Annotated in this window: 12 protein-coding genes; 3 read left to right on the top strand and 9 right to left on the bottom strand. The window is 73.9% G+C overall.

The features are described 5' to 3' along the window. Positions 1–2 precede the first annotated feature (2 nt). Positions 3–1,604, bottom strand: coding sequence for a serine/threonine-protein kinase (locus tag EV378_RS15270; protein WP_132425595.1), 1,602 nt, complete (start codon positions 1,602–1,604; stop codon positions 3–5). Positions 1,605–1,921: 317 nt separating this feature from the next. Beyond that, entirely contained in the window at positions 1,922–3,184 is a 1,263-nt protein-coding gene (locus EV378_RS15265; RefSeq protein ID WP_132425592.1) for a geranylgeranyl reductase family protein, read from the bottom strand. A 103-nt stretch (positions 3,185–3,287) separates the two neighbouring features. Between EV378_RS15265 and EV378_RS15260 the strand changes: the two genes are divergently transcribed. Next, positions 3,288–4,721, top strand: a complete 1,434-nt coding sequence (locus EV378_RS15260) for a hypothetical protein (RefSeq protein ID WP_243653470.1) — start codon at positions 3,288–3,290, stop codon at positions 4,719–4,721. 427 nt (positions 4,722–5,148) lie between these two features. Here the strand turns inward: EV378_RS15260 and EV378_RS15250 are convergent, their stop codons facing one another. The 6 genes from EV378_RS15250 to EV378_RS15225 form a co-directional block, all read right to left on the bottom strand. After that, positions 5,149–6,453 carry a molybdopterin-dependent oxidoreductase gene (locus EV378_RS15250; protein ID WP_132425589.1) on the bottom strand — a complete coding sequence of 435 codons (1,305 nt, stop codon included), beginning with the start codon at positions 6,451–6,453 and terminating at the stop codon, positions 5,149–5,151. Continuing rightward, entirely contained in the window at positions 6,450–7,082 is a 633-nt protein-coding gene (locus EV378_RS15245; RefSeq protein WP_132425586.1) for a class I SAM-dependent methyltransferase, read from the bottom strand. The genes EV378_RS15250 and EV378_RS15245 overlap by 4 nt, the downstream gene beginning before the upstream one ends. Beyond that, positions 7,079–7,846 carry a TIGR04282 family arsenosugar biosynthesis glycosyltransferase gene (locus EV378_RS15240; protein ID WP_132425583.1) on the bottom strand — a complete coding sequence of 256 codons (768 nt, stop codon included), beginning with the start codon at positions 7,844–7,846 and terminating at the stop codon, positions 7,079–7,081. The genes EV378_RS15245 and EV378_RS15240 overlap by 4 nt, the downstream gene beginning before the upstream one ends. After that, a complete protein-coding gene (locus EV378_RS15235; RefSeq protein WP_132425580.1) occupies positions 7,843–8,490 on the bottom strand; it encodes a glycosyltransferase family 2 protein in 648 nt (215 codons plus the stop codon). Before EV378_RS15235 ends, EV378_RS15240 begins: the two co-directional genes overlap by 4 nt. A 76-nt stretch (positions 8,491–8,566) precedes the next feature. Beyond that, positions 8,567–9,634 carry an NAD-dependent epimerase/dehydratase family protein gene (locus EV378_RS15230; protein ID WP_132425577.1) on the bottom strand — a complete coding sequence of 356 codons (1,068 nt, stop codon included), beginning with the start codon at positions 9,632–9,634 and terminating at the stop codon, positions 8,567–8,569. A 30-nt stretch (positions 9,635–9,664) separates the two neighbouring features. Beyond that, positions 9,665–10,447, bottom strand: a complete 783-nt coding sequence (locus EV378_RS15225; RefSeq protein WP_132425574.1) for a nucleoside phosphorylase — start codon at positions 10,445–10,447, stop codon at positions 9,665–9,667. 372 nt (positions 10,448–10,819) lie between these two features. Between EV378_RS15225 and EV378_RS15215 the strand changes: the two genes are divergently transcribed. Further along, on the top strand, positions 10,820–11,887 hold the full coding sequence (locus EV378_RS15215) for an LCP family protein (protein WP_243653469.1): 1,068 nt from the start codon (positions 10,820–10,822) through the stop codon (positions 11,885–11,887). Between the two features lie 6 nt (positions 11,888–11,893). Here the strand turns inward: EV378_RS15215 and ku are convergent, their stop codons facing one another. Continuing rightward, the gene (gene ku / locus EV378_RS15210) at positions 11,894–12,928 is read right to left on the bottom strand and encodes a non-homologous end joining protein Ku (protein ID WP_132425571.1); all 1,035 of its coding nucleotides are present in this window, start codon (positions 12,926–12,928) and stop codon (positions 11,894–11,896) included. A gap of 26 nt (positions 12,929–12,954) precedes the next feature. Here ku and ligD point away from each other — a divergent pair, with 26 nt between their 5' ends. Further along, complete coding sequence (ligD, locus tag EV378_RS15205; protein ID WP_132427941.1) at positions 12,955–13,872, top strand: non-homologous end-joining DNA ligase; 918 nt, start codon at positions 12,955–12,957, stop codon at positions 13,870–13,872. The last annotated feature ends 27 nt before the right edge of the window (positions 13,873–13,899 follow it).

Raw genomic sequence — 13,899 nt, 5'->3', positions numbered from 1 at the left:
CCCTAGAACAGGTTGTTCCACCAGTCCTGGATGTCCTTCCAGAACCCGCTGGCGTCGTCCGGGATGTTCGGCAACGACGTCGGGATGCTCGGGATCTGGGTCGGGATGCCCGACGGCAGGCTGGGCAGCTGCGTCGGGATGCCGGACGGGAGCTGTGTCGGGATGCTCGGGATCGAGAAGCCCGGTCCCTGGTTCCCGCTGGTCGGGGCCTCGGTGGTGGTGCGGGACTCGGACGTCGTCGTCTGCGGTGCCGCCGGTGTGTCCGAGTCGCGGTTGTTCCACAGCAGCAGCCCGATCACGAGCACCAGCAGCGCGATCACGAACGCGCCGATCGCGATCCACCGTCCGGTGCCGGAGCTGCCCGGGTCGCGCGGCTCGTCCCGCTCGACGTCGGCGGGCGGCGGCGGTGCGGTGGGCGGCGGGGCGGACTCGGACAGGATGCCCGCCGCGTCGCGGGCGCTCGGGCGCCCGCGCGGATCGGTCCGGGTCATCTCGGTGATCGCCTCGCGCAGCGGCTCGGGGGTGTCCCGTGGCACGACGGGGGAGCGGTTCAGCCGCTCCGCGGCACCCTCGATCCCCTCGCCCTGGTACTCCTGGCGTCCGGTCCAGCACTCCAGCAGCACCAGCCCGAGCGCGTACACGTCGGCGGGTGGGCCCACCTCCCCGCCGCGAATCTGCTCCGGCGCCAGGTACGCGGGGGTGCCGACGATCTCGCCCGCCGCCGTGTGCCCGTCGGCGCCGAGCAGCGACGCGACACCGAAGTCGGCCAGCTTCGCGCGCCCGTCCGCCCCCAGCAGGATGTTCGACGGCTTCACGTCGCGGTGCGTGACGCCCTGGCCGTGCACGTAGTCGAGGGTCTGCGCGACGTCGAGCCCGATCCGGCGGATCTCGTCCGGCGGGAGCTGCTCGCTCTCGATCACCTGGCGCAGCGTCGGCCCGTCGACGAGCTCCATCACGAGGTAGGCCCGATGCGGCTCGACGGCGAAGTCGTGCACGCCGACCAGGCCCGGATGGTGCAGGTTCGCCATCACCTGCGCCTCCTGGCTGAAGCGCTGGTCGGCGGTCGGGTCGTTGCCCGGTCCGAAGATCTTCACCGCGACCGGGCGGTTCAGCCGGGTGTCGGTCGCCCGGTGCACGTCGGCCATGCCGCCCTGCCCGATGAGGCCCTCCAGGCGATACCGCCCGCCGAGCAGCTCCGGCCCGCCCACCGGCTGCGGCAGCATCCGGGTCGCCGACGGCTGCGGGGCCCGTACCGGACCGCCGAGGTTGCGTGTCGGGCCGTCGCCGGGATCGACGCGCCGGGTCACGCCCGGGTCGGCGCCCGCGCCGGTCCAGCGGGTCGGTGCGCCGGGATCGTCGACGCGGCGGGTGGCGTCCGGGTCGCCGGGTCCGACCCGGCGGGTCGCGCCGGGGTCACCGGGTCCGACGCGCCGGGTCGCGCCGGGGTCCGGGGGACCGGCGTGGCGGGTGGCGTCCGGGTCGTCCGGTCGTCCGTGGCGGCGGGTGGCCGGATCGCCGTCGCCACGCTGCGGCGGGCGGCGATGGTTGCCCGTCTGCCACGTGTCGCCGCGGCGCGTGCGGTCCGGGTCGTCACCACGTGGCACTGGCCCTCCCGGGTCCTGGTCGGCGCCCGACGACGTCGCCGGATCGCGACGACGGTACCGGCGAAGCGTCCGGATCGGACCTCTCGGGCGTCACCCGGTCGGCGTGTCCGTGCTCGCGTGCCCGGCACGGGGGACGGTGGCCGGCAGGGTGGGTGGAACGAGCACGTCGACGACGGTCGCGACGTCGTCCGCCCTCCCGATCCCGCGCATCGAGCCGGGTTCCGAGGCGAGGAGGCCGCGCCCCCGCGGGCCGAGGTGTCCGGTGGGGATCGGGGCACCGACGCCGTGACCGGCGAGACCGACGGGCGGACCGGGCGTCAGCCGACCGGCACCCGTCGCAGATCGGCGGCCGGGAACGGCGGCCGCTCGTCCAGGCGCAGCGACAGACGACCTGCGGCCCGCCACGCACGCGCGGTCAGGTCCCGGTCGGCGTCGGTGACGAGGTTGCCCATCACCCGCAGCGCGACGGTCATCAGCGCCCGGGAACGCATCCCGACCGGCCCGGCCAGCGGCAGCAGGCGGGGGATCGTCAGCAGCCCGGCCAGACGGCGGGCGATCGAGAACGCCTGGCCGTAGTGCCCGCGCAGGGTCGCGGGCCACGCCGTCGACAGGTCCCGCTCGCCGGCCATCAGCTCGGCCACCAGCCGTCCGGTCTCCAGGCCGTAGTCGATGCCCTCGCCGTTCAGCGGGTTCACACAGCCCGCCGCGTCGCCGATCAGCGCCCAGTTCGCGCCCGCGACACCGGACACGGCGCCGCCCATCGGCAGCAGCGCGGACTTCACGGCGCGCACCGGCCCGTCGAGCTTCCACTCGTCGCGGCGCTGGTCGGTGTAGAGCTCGATCAGGCTGCGCAGCCGCACCGACGCGGGGCGCTTGTCGGTGGCCAGCGTGCCGACCCCGATGTTGATCGAGCCGTCGTTCAGCGGGAACAGCCAGCCGTAGCCGGCCAGCACCTCGTCGTCCTCGCCGCGCAGCTCCAGGTGCGAGCTGATCCACGGGTCGTCGCTGTGCGCGGAACCCACGTACCCGCGGGCCGCGACGCCGTAGGCGGTCTCCTTGTGCCACTCGCGACCGAGCACCCGCCCGAGCGTGGACCGGGCGCCGTCGGCGACGACCAGGCGCCTGCACCGGACGGACCGGCCGTCGTCGAACACCACCTCCTCGACGCGGTCGCCGACCCGCACGACGTCGACGGCCTTCGCCGACTCCATCGGCACGGCGCCCGCCTCCAGTGCGGTGCGACGGATTCGGTCGTCCAGCTCGGCACGGGCCACGGCCCCGCCGTTCGCCGGGAGCGACCCACCCGGCCAGCGCAGCTCCAGCACCTGCCCGAAGCCGTGTGCGCGCAGGCCGTGGTTCGTGCCGCGGGACCGCACCCACTCACCGAGACCGAGGTGTTGCAGCTCGGCGATGGCGCGCGGGGTGAGCCCGTCACCGCAGGTCTTGTCACGGGGGAAGACGGCCGCGTCGGCGAGCACCACGTCCAGCCCGTGCCGTGCCGCCCACGCCGCGGCGGCGGACCCGGCAGGGCCCGCCCCGACGACGAGCACGTCGGTCGTCGCAGGAGTGGATCCGCTCATCCCTCCAGTGTGTCAACCGTCGAACCGCCGCGCGTGTGCCACCGATCACCAGGGCATGGACCGCAAGATCGCCGGATCGTGGCGTGGCGCTAGCGTCGCGACCGTGGCGAACACCCCCGTCGAGGCCGTCGAGGCCGTCGAGGCCGTCGAGCCGCAGAGACGGGACGGGGAGGAGGGCCGCCGCCCGTCGATCCCCGACCTGCTGATCGTCGCCGCCGGCGTCGCGCTCGTGCTGGTCGCCGCGTTCGAGGGCTGGGCGCGGCTGGACCGCGGCGAGAACATCTTCGTGTTCTTCCCGCCGCTGCTGGCGTGGTGGATCCCGCACGTCGGGCCGGGCACGGTCCTGGCGCCGATCGTCGCGGTCGCGGTCGTCGCGTACGGCCCGACGCTCGCGGCGCGGATGCGCTGGTCGCGCCTGGTGCTCGCGGCGTGGGCGGCGTCGTTCGCGTGGATCGTCTCGCTGGCGCTGATCGACGGCTGGCAGAACGGGATCGTCGTCCGACTCGAGGAGGGCCAGGAGTACCTGTCCGACCTGCCCCGGGTGACGGGTCTCGGGCAGATGCTGTCGATCTTCTCCGACCACATCCTCACGAAGGGACAGGACCCGGACCAGACGTTCTTCTGGACGACGCACGTCGGAGCCCACCCGCCGGGCGCGTTCGGCGTCTTCGTGGTGCTGGACCGGATCGGGTTGTCCGGCGGCGGTCCCGCCGGGCTGTTCGTGATCCTGATCGGGGCGTCCGCCGCCGCGGCGACGGCGGTCACGCTGCGCGCGCTCGGCGCTGGTGAGAGAAGCGCAGGCGGAACGAACCTCGGCGAGGACCTGGCCCGTCGCGCGCTGCCGTTCGCCGTGCTGTTCCCGGGCGCGGTGTGGATCGGGGTGTCGGCGGACGGCATGTTCGCCGGCGTCGTGGCCTGGGGCGTCGCGCTGGTCGCGCTGGCCGCGACCCGGTACGGGACCCGCGCGCTCGCCTGTGCGGTCGGTGGCGGGATGGTGCTCGTGTTCTCGCTGTACCTGTCATACGGGCTCGTCCTGGCCGGGCTGTTCCCGCTGGTCGTGGTCGCGGTGACACGTCGCTGGCGGGTGCTCCTGCCCGCTCTCGCCGGGGGCGCGCTGGTCGTCGGGGCGTTCACGGCGGCCGGGTTCTGGTGGCTCGACGGGTTCGAGAAGGTCCAGATCATCTACGCGGCGAGCATCGCGCAGGACCGGCCCTACGAGTACTTCGTCTACGCCAACCTGGCCGCCGTGCTGTTCGCGCTCGGTCCCGCCGTGCTCGCCGGGCTGCGGCGGCTGGCGATGCACCCCCGCGCCGTCCCGGTCGGGGCGACGCTGCTGGTCGCGGCCGCCGTCGTCGCGGTCCTGCTGGCCGACGCGTCCGGGATGAGCAAGGCCGAGGTGGAACGGATCTGGCTACCGTTCGGCGTCTGGATCGTCCTCGCGTGCGGGATGATTCCCCGCCGGCAGGTCCGCGGATGGCTGGCCGTCCAGGCCGTCCTCGCGATCGCCGTCAACAGCCTGCTCGTCATGCCCTGGTGAGACCAGCGTCCGGATCCCCCAGACCACGGCCGACACGGCGAACAGCGCCACGGTGAGCCACACCCACCGCTCCCGGTAGGGCTCCTGGTCGAGGCCGGCCGCGGCGAGGCTCGTCGCGGTGCCCTGGCGGACGATCCCGGGCAGGAACATCAGCAGCGACAGGCCTGCCCCGAGCACCGGGATCCGGATGTGGTTGACCAACGGGACCCGGGTGCTCGGCAGCGCCCGCAGCACGAGCGTGAGGATCCGGTCGCCACCGGCGTAGAGCGGGAACAGCACCAGGTCGTGCAGGAACAGCGCCCCGGCGAACCAGACCGCCACCCAGAACAGCGACGGGTCGCCGAGCAGCAGCAGGTCGACGGCGTAGGCGGCGAGCGCGAAGCAGCCGAGGAGCAGCACGAGCCGGGCCACCGCCCACGCGGCGCGGCTAGACACGGCGGAACTCGATCCCCACGACCCACTTCGTGTTGTGCACCCCCGGCAGCGCCGGGACGATCACGCGCGCCGGGTAGCCGTGGTCACGGGACAACGCCTTCCCGTTGACTCGCACCGCCAGCAACGAGTCCGGCGCCAGGACCTGCGACGACGTCAGCTGGGCGCGGGCGAACGGACCGACCTCCACCGACTGCACGACGGCCGACGCGGGCTCCGGAACACCGGCCATCCCCGCCAGGTCGCGCAGCCGGACGCCGGACCACGTCTGCACCGTCGACCAGCCCTCGACGCACGCGATCGGCAGCTCGGCCGTGTGCTGCGGCAGCGCGTTCAGCTGGTCGTAGTCCAGCCGGACCTCCCCGTCCCCGCCGGTCAGCGTGACCGCCCACATCGGACCGATCGCCGCCGGCGCGATCCCGGACGCGACGAACGTGCGGTTCACCGGGAAGTCGTTCTCCGGCCCCGGCACGGCGTCCGGCGGGAAGCCGGGCGTGCGCGACGAGCCGTCCGCCGCCGTCGTCCGCCCCCGTGGCAGCAGCAGCGCGGCCGGGCGCAGCCAGCCGCCGAGCGTCTGCCCGGCCGTGATCGCCGCGACGAACAGCGCACCGCCGGCAACCAGCCCGATCGCCCCTCGTCGGGTCATCGTCGGGGGGTCCGGGTCGGGTGCGACGAGCCCGTGCTCGTCCGGCGGTTCCGGCTCGGTCCGGGACAGCGGTGTCCGCAGCTCCTTCGCGAGCGACCGGGACCCGAGGCTCCGCACGAGCGTCGGGAACTTGAGGATCACGTGCACCGCGAACGCGCCGACGAACACCCACGCACCGACGAAGTGCGCCTGGTAGAAGCTGAACCCGAAGACGTAGTCGTACTGGACGTTCAGCAGGCCGGTGACGATCTCGAACAGGATCCCGCCGACGAGCAGCACGAGCGAGAGCCGCTCCAGCGCCTTCACCGGGCCGCGCGGCGGGCCGGTGAACAGCTTCGGGATCACCGACCAGAGCTTGGCCAGCACGACCGGGACGAGGATCATCCCGAGCCCGATGTGCAGGCCCTCGGTCAGCCGGAACAGCCACGGCGGGTCGGCAGGCCACTCGAAGAACGGGAGCCGCAGGAGTCCCACGTCGGACGGGATCGACTGGCCGAACTGCGGCCCGTACGCCATCCAGTCGAGCAGCCCGGTGACGATCACGACGGGCAGCCCCACGAGCAGCGGCAGGGCGAACATCGACGTCAGCCACGGCCCCCGGATCGGGCTGCGCCAGCGGAACGGCGTGCGGCGGGTCCCGGGCCCCGCGGTCATGGCCTGGTCAGCTCCAGGAACGCGCGAGCACCGGCATGCCGGCCGGTCGTGACCAGCCCGACGGCCGCGGCCAGACCGGCCAGCACGTCGACGCCGACCACGGCCCACGGCAGCGGGTCCCCGACGAGGCCGCCGCTGGCCACCCGGACCTCGCCCTGCCAGATCAGATCGGCGCGGGTGTCCGCCTCGACGAGCACCGTGCCGCCGGGCCCGATCAGGCGGGCCGCCCGTTCCAGCAGCCGGGCGGGCTCGCCGCCGATGCCGATGTTGCCGTCGGCCAGCAGCACGTGCGACCAGCCGCCCTCGGTCGGAAGCGGCGCGAACAGGTCCTGGCAGAGCATCGTGACCCGCCGCCGGTGGCAGTGCATCGCCGCGACACCGGACTCGTCCACCCCGAGCACCGGCACCCCGCGGTCGGCGAGAGCGGTGGCCAGACGTCCGGGACCGCAGCCGAGGTCGACGGTCGGGCCCGCGCAGCGGTCGACCAGCCACGCGTCGTCGCCCGCCGCGGCCGCGCCCCAGCGCAGCACGTCCAGGTCGATCTCCGACCCGTCGCAGAACAGCAGCCGCGACGAGCCGCCCGCCAGCGCGCCGTCGAACGCGCGCCAGGACGCCATCGTGCCGGTCATGCCGGGGTCCCCGCCCGGAACACGCCGCCCAGCTCCGCGACGACCGCGGCGAACCGGCCGTCCGGCGCCTCGTCGGCGACCAGGACGGCCTCGTCGGCCGTGTCCACATCGGTCAGTTCTCCGACGGCGGCGACCCGCAGACCGGACGCCTCGAGCGCTTGCCGGGTGAGGTCTCCGGTGTCGGTGCGGGACATCGGCACGTCGGCCAGCACGGACGCCCGGCGCGGGTCGTTCAGGCCGAGCACCCACCATCCGCCGTCCGTCGCGTGACCCAGCAGCGAGTCCGACGTGGACAGTGCATCCAGGCACCCGGTCAGCAGCGCCGTCGTGACCTGCGGCGTGTCCATGCCGATCTGCACGGTGGGCAGCCCCGGGTGCAGCGCGGCGGTGTCCGCGTGCGCGGCGGCGATCCGCTCGCCGAGCCCGTCCCCCCGCTGTTCGACGACGTCGCAGCCGGTCAGTGCGGCCCGCAGCTCAGGCTCCCCGACGGCGGCGGACAGGTCACCGGCGAACGCGACGACGGTCCGTGCCCCCGGTACCGCGCGTGCGGCGTCCAGCGAGTCGAGCAGCGCCGCGGACGCCACCCTGGCGGACTGTTCCGGTGTGGCCGGTGGGCAGAGACGGGTCTTCACCCGGCCGGGGACCGGAGCCTTGGCGAGCACGATCACGACGGCGGTGCAGCCGCCCGTGGCACGACCTCGCCGGCGCCGCGCAGGCGCCTCGCGCGGGCGCTGCAGCGATGATCCGCTCGCACGCTCGCTCATCGCAGCAACCCGGCCATGTCACGGGCGGCCCGCACGGTCCCCTTCACGGAGCCGGAGACCTTGGACCTCCCGCCGGCACGGCGGGCGTAGGCGACCGGGATCTCGTCGAAGCGCCAGCCCGCGGCACCCGCCTTGATCAGCAGTTCCAGGGGGTAGCCGAACGCGCGGTCCTCGATCGCGAGATCGAGCAGCGCCTGGCGGCGGCACACCCGGATCGGCGCGATGTCGTGCACCGGGACGCCGCGGCCGCGCAGCATCGCGGCGATCACCGCGTTCGCCGCGCGGGCGTGCCACGGCCAGACGCCCGCGCTGTCCGGGAGCCTGCGTCCGACCGCGATGTCCACGTCGCCGGAGACGACCTTCCGGGCCATCCCGGGCAGCACGCCAGGGTCGAGTGAGCCGTCGCCGTCGAGGAACGCGACGTACTCGGCGGTCGCGTTGACCAGCCCGGTGTGGACGGCGGCGCCGTAGCCCCGCTTCGGTTCGACGACCACGCGGGCACCGTGCGCACGGGCCACTGCGGCAGTGTCGTCGGTCGACCCGTTGTCCACGACGAGCACCGGCCAGCCCTCGGGCAGCCTGTTCAGTACTGCGGGGAGCGCCTCGGCCTCGTCGAGGCACGGGAGCACGATCTCGGGGAGCACGGCGCGATCAGGGGCCTCTCGGTGCGGTGCCGCTCGTCAGGACGAGGGGTTGTTCGTCCAACGAGCGGCACCCGGTTCAGGCTTTCACCCGTGCGGGGGAGCGGAGTGGGGCGGTCGCAAACGCGGCGACCCCGTCGGCGAACGACGTCGCGGCCCGGAACCCCAGCGCACGCCGGGCGTATCCGGGGTCGGCGACCACATGCCGGACGTCACCCGGACGGGCACCGCCGACCACCTCGGGGTCCGGCCCGTCCGTCGCGACGGCCAGCTCGGTGGCCAGGTCCAGGATCGTGTGCGGCTCTCCGGAGCAGACGTTCGCCGCCCCGAACCCGTTGTCCGCGGGCTCCGCGACGAGCGCTGCCGCGTTGGCCGCCGCGACGTCGGAGACGTGCACGAAGTCGCGGCGCTGGAGTCCGTCCTCCATCACCCGGGGTGCCTCGCCGCGCTCGAGCGCGGACCGGAAGATCGACGCGACGCCCGCGTACGGGGTGTTCTGCGGCATCCGGGCGCCGTAGACGTTGTGGTAGCGCAGCGACCAGACCGTGCCGCCGGTCTGCCGGGCCCACGCGCCGGCCAGGTGCTCCTGCGCGAGCTTCGTCGCGGCGTAGGTGCTGCGCGGGTCCGGCGGGGCCGACTCCGGAACCAACCCCGAGGTCAGCTCGCGCCCGCACGACGGGCAGGTCGGCTCGTAGCGTCCGGCGTCGATGTCGGCGAACGCGCGCGGCCCGGGACGGACGACACCGTGTTCCGCGCAGTCGTAGCGGCCCTCGCCGTAGACGACCATCGACCCGGCGAGCACGAGCCGCGAACGTCCGGTCTCGTGCATCGCGGCGAGCAGCACGGCCGTGCCCAGGTCGTTGTTCGCGGCGAAGTCCGGGCCGTCCGACGGGTCGACGCCGTGCCCGACCATCGCGGCCTGGTGGCACACGGCGTCGACGCCGGGCAGCAGCCGTCGGAGCAGGTCGGCGTCGCGCACGTCGCCGTGCACCAGCTCGTGCCCGGACACCCACTCCGGCGGGCCGTCACCGCCGTGCGCGGCCGGGAGCAGCGCGTCGAGCAGCAGGACCTCGTGGCCGTCGGAGGTCAGCCGGTCGGCGACGTGCGACCCGATGAAGCCGGCCCCGCCGGTGATGAGGACACGCATGGTCGCGGAGGGTAGACCGCGATCATCGCGTCACCGACGGGCGAGGGCCTCCGCCGCGGTCAACGCCAGCGTGAACAGGCCCTGCCGGGCCTCGCGGGCGGTCGTCCAGCCGCGGTGCTGCCACTCGGGGCCGGCGAGCGAGTCCGCCGCGAGCAACAGCTGCGCGTAGTGCACGCCGCGGTAGCGGGCGACCGCGATCGCCGCGGACGCCTCCATGTCGACGACGGCGCAGCCCTCGCCACGCCGCAGGGCGACCCGCTCCTGGGTCTCCCGGAACACGGCGTCGGTGGTCCAGCAGCGGCCGACCACGTACGGCACGCCCTCGGCCTCCAGCGTCGAGGACAGCACGTCGACCCCGACCGGGTCGGCGTCCAGGACCCGTCCCGGCGGGAGGTAGTGCAGCGACGTGCCCTCGTCGCGCAGCGCGCTCCCGAGCACGACGGCGTGCCCGAGCGTCAGCTCCGGCAGCAGCGCGCCGGCCCCGCCGACACCGACGACCGCGCGCACGCCCATCGCGACCAGCTCCTCGAGGAACATCGCGGCCAGCGGCGCGCCGATACCCGGCTGCAGCACGGCGACCCGGTACCCGTCCGGCGCCGTCGCCTCCCAGACCGGCGTGCGGCCCAGCTCGGAGCGCAGCGTCGTGATCGCCTGCGCGGTGGCCCCGATCCGGTCGACGACCTCGGGGAACCAGCACATCACCGCCGCGTCCGGCATGTCGTCGATGCGCGGGACGATCGCCGCGGGCTCGATCACGCCCGGTGCGTCGAGGTCGATCCGGTCGAGCAGCGGGGGTGTCACGTCCGGGTTCATCACCGCCGATCATCCTCCGGTCGTCGCGCGTCGCGGACCGCCGGGGGATCGGCGTCGTCCGACGCCGACGCGTTTCGTCCCGCTATGGTCGGGTGCAGAGAACCAGGTGCGACGGCCATCGCCGACCCCGCGCCACCGACCGGCCGGGACAGGAGGCGCCACGTGCCACCCCCACCGCGCGGTCGCGGACCCGGCTGGGCGAACCAGCCTCCCCGGCGTCCGGGACCGCCTCCGGCCGGACCGCCGCGTCAGCCCCCGCCTCCTCCGGCTCCGCCGCCGTCGCCCCCTCGGCGCGGTCCGCTCCCACCGCCAGCGCCCCGGCCCGGTGGCGGCCCGCTGCGCAGGCCGCCGCCCGGGCGGTCCGCAGGCGGCATGCCGCCGCCGCGGGATGGCGGCTACACGCGGCAGGCTCCGCCGCGCGGGCCGGACGGACCCCCGGCGCACCCGGCGTCGCAGGCGCCCCGCGACGGGCGCGTCACGCGGATGCCGGAGTTCCGGCGTCCGAGCCTGAACCTGCGCTTCCTGCGCGGCCGGTGGAAGGCGATCCTGATCGTCCTGCTGGTGGCGGTCGTCGGATTCGGCGTGTACCTGGACGCCAACCTGACCCGGGTGGACGCGCTGGCCGACACCGAGAACAGCTCGGACGGCACCAACTACCTGATCGTCGGATCGGACAGCCGCGACGGCCTGTCCGCCGAGGACGAGGAGAGGCTGGCCACCGGGGACGCCGCGGGCCAGCGGACCGACACGATCATGTTGCTGCACAGCGGCAGCTCCGGGGACGTGCTCGTCTCGATCCCGCGCGACTCGTACGTCCCGATCCCGGGCAAGGGCAGCAACAAGATCAACGCGGCGTACGCGTTCGGCGGCCCGCAGCTGCTCGTCGAGACCGTGCAGAACGCCACCGGGCTGAAGATCGACCACTACGTCGAGGTCGGGTTCGGCGGTTTCGTCGGGGCGGTCGACGCCGTCGGCGGTGTGAACATGTGCATCCCGGAGGCGATCAAGGACCCGAAGGCGGGGCTGGACGTCCAGGCCGGCTGCCAGGACCTCGACGGGCAGACCGCGCTCGGCTACGTGCGGACCAGGGCAACCCCCGGCTCGGACTTCGACCGGGTCAAGCGCCAGCGCGAGTTCCTGTCCGCGCTGCTGCAGAAGGCGACCAGCCCGCTCACGCTGATCAACCCGTTCCGGATGGTCCCGCTCGCGAACTCGCTGACCGGCACGATCACCGTCGACTCCGGTGACCACATCTGGAACCTGGCCGGTCTGGCGTTCGCGATGAAGGGCGTCTCCGGTGGGGACGGCGTGCAGACCACCGTCCCGGTCGCGGGTGCAGGGGCCGGCTCGACGCTGCGGTGGGACAAGACCCGTGCCGCAGGCCTGTGGGGTGCGCTCGCCAAGGACGAGGCGCCGTCGAAGAGCGACTTCGGGCCGTAGGAGCCCTCAGGCGGTCTTGCGGGTCGACCGCTTGCGGGTCGTGGTCTTCGCGCCATCGGTGCCGGTGGCCTTGTCGTCGCTCCCGGTCTTCTTCGACGTCGAGCGGCTCGTGCTCGTGCTGCGCTTGCGGGTGCTCGAACCACTGCTCGAACCACTGCTCGAACCACTGCTCGAACCGCTGTCCTCGGAGCCGGAATCCGAGGACTTGCCCGACGAGCTCGAGGACGACGAGCCGCTCGACCTCCCCTTGCTCCCGCCGGACGACCGTGCTGCGTCCACGCTGGCCTGCAGCGCGGAGAGCAGGTCGCTCATCGAGTCGGCTCCGTCGTCGCGCTTGTCCGCGGCCGGGGCCGGGCGGGCGTCGCCGTGCTCCTTCTTGGACTCGATGAGCTCGACGACGGCGTCCCGGTAGTCGTCGTGGAAGTCGTCCGCGTTGAAGTCCGCACCCATGCTCTCGACCAGCGACGACGCCATCTGCAGCTCCTGCGGGCGCAGCTCGACGTCGGTCTCCAGGATGTCGAAGTCGGGCTCGCGGACCTCGTCCGGCCAGAGCATCGTCTGCAGAACGATCGCCTTGCCGCGCACCCGCAACAGCGCGATCGTCTCGCGCTGGCGCAGCGCGACCTTGACGACGGCCATCCGGTCGGTCTCGTTCAGCGCCTCGCGCAGCAGCGCGTAGGGCTTGGCGGCCTTCGTCTCCGGCTCGAGGTAGTAGCTCTTGTCGAACAGCAACGGGTCGATCTGGTCCGACGGCACGAACTCGATGACGTCGATCTCGTGGCCGGTGGAGACCGGCAGCGAGTTGAGGTCGTTGTCGTCGAGCGTGATCAGCTCGCCCTCCGGCGTGTCGTAGCCCTTGACGATGTCGGCGTACTCGACGACCTCGTCACAGACCTCGCACGTCCGGCGGTACCGGATCCGGCCGCCGTCGGCGCCGTGCACCTGGTGGAACCGCACGTCGTGGTTCGTCGTCGCGGAGTACACCTTGATCGGGACACTGACCAGCCCGAACGACACGGCGCCGCTCCAGATTGCACGCATGGTGACAGCATGACGGCGTGTTGCCCATGCTCGCCAGTCCCGGAGACCTCCCGACCGGTCCGGGATGGGTGTTCGAGGTCAAGTGGGACGGCATGCGCGTGCTGGCCGACGTCGCCGACGGCCGTCTGCGGCTGTCCACCCGCACCGGGCGCGACGTCACGGCGAACTTCCCCGAGCTGGCCGGTCTGGCCGACCTGGCGCCGGACGTGCTGCTCGACGGCGAGGTCGTGCTGCTCGAGGGTGGCGTCCCCAGCTTCGCGGCGCTGGCGCACCGGATGCACACGGCAGTCACGCCCGCCGTCGCCGCCGCGCGCCCCGTGACGTACATGGTGTTCGACGTCCTGCGCCTCTACGGCGTCGAGCTGCTCGACCGGCCGCTGTCCGAGCGACGGGCCACGCTGGAACGTCTCGACGTCTCCGGGCTGGACCCGGTCGCGTTCTCCCCGCTCTATCCGGACGGCGCCGCGCTGCTCGACGTGACGGGCCGGCGCGGGATGGAGGGCGTCGTCGCGAAGCGGGAGGACGGCCCGTACCGGCCGGGCAGGCGCAGCCCGTCCTGGGTGAAGATCACGCACCGGCAGTCGCAGAGCTGTGTGGTCGGCGGCTGGCGCCCGGAGCGCACGTCCGGCAACCGGATCGGAGCGCTCCTGCTCGGTGTCTACGACGGCGACGACCTCGTGTTCGCCGGACGTGCCGGTTCCGGCCTGGCCGGGGACGCCGTGCAGCAGGTGCTCGCCGAGCGCCTGGCCCCGCTGTCGTCGGCGGAGTCGCCGTTCGCGCAGGTCGTCCCGCGTGTCGACGCGGCGGGGGCGCGCTGGTGCGTGCCGGAGACGGTCGTCGAGATCGCGCACACCGGATGGACGGCGGGGGACCGGCTGCGGGCCCCGGTGTTCCGCGGCGTGCGCGACGACGTCGACCCCGGCGAGGTCGTCCGGGACGGGTGAGCACGGGGGCACATGACAGGCTGGTCG

Origin of the sequence: Pseudonocardia endophytica (assembly GCF_004339565.1) — a bacterium.
Taxonomy (GTDB): Bacteria; Actinomycetota; Actinomycetes; order Mycobacteriales; family Pseudonocardiaceae; genus Pseudonocardia; species Pseudonocardia endophytica.
This window is presented reverse-complemented; position numbering and strand designations above follow the sequence as displayed.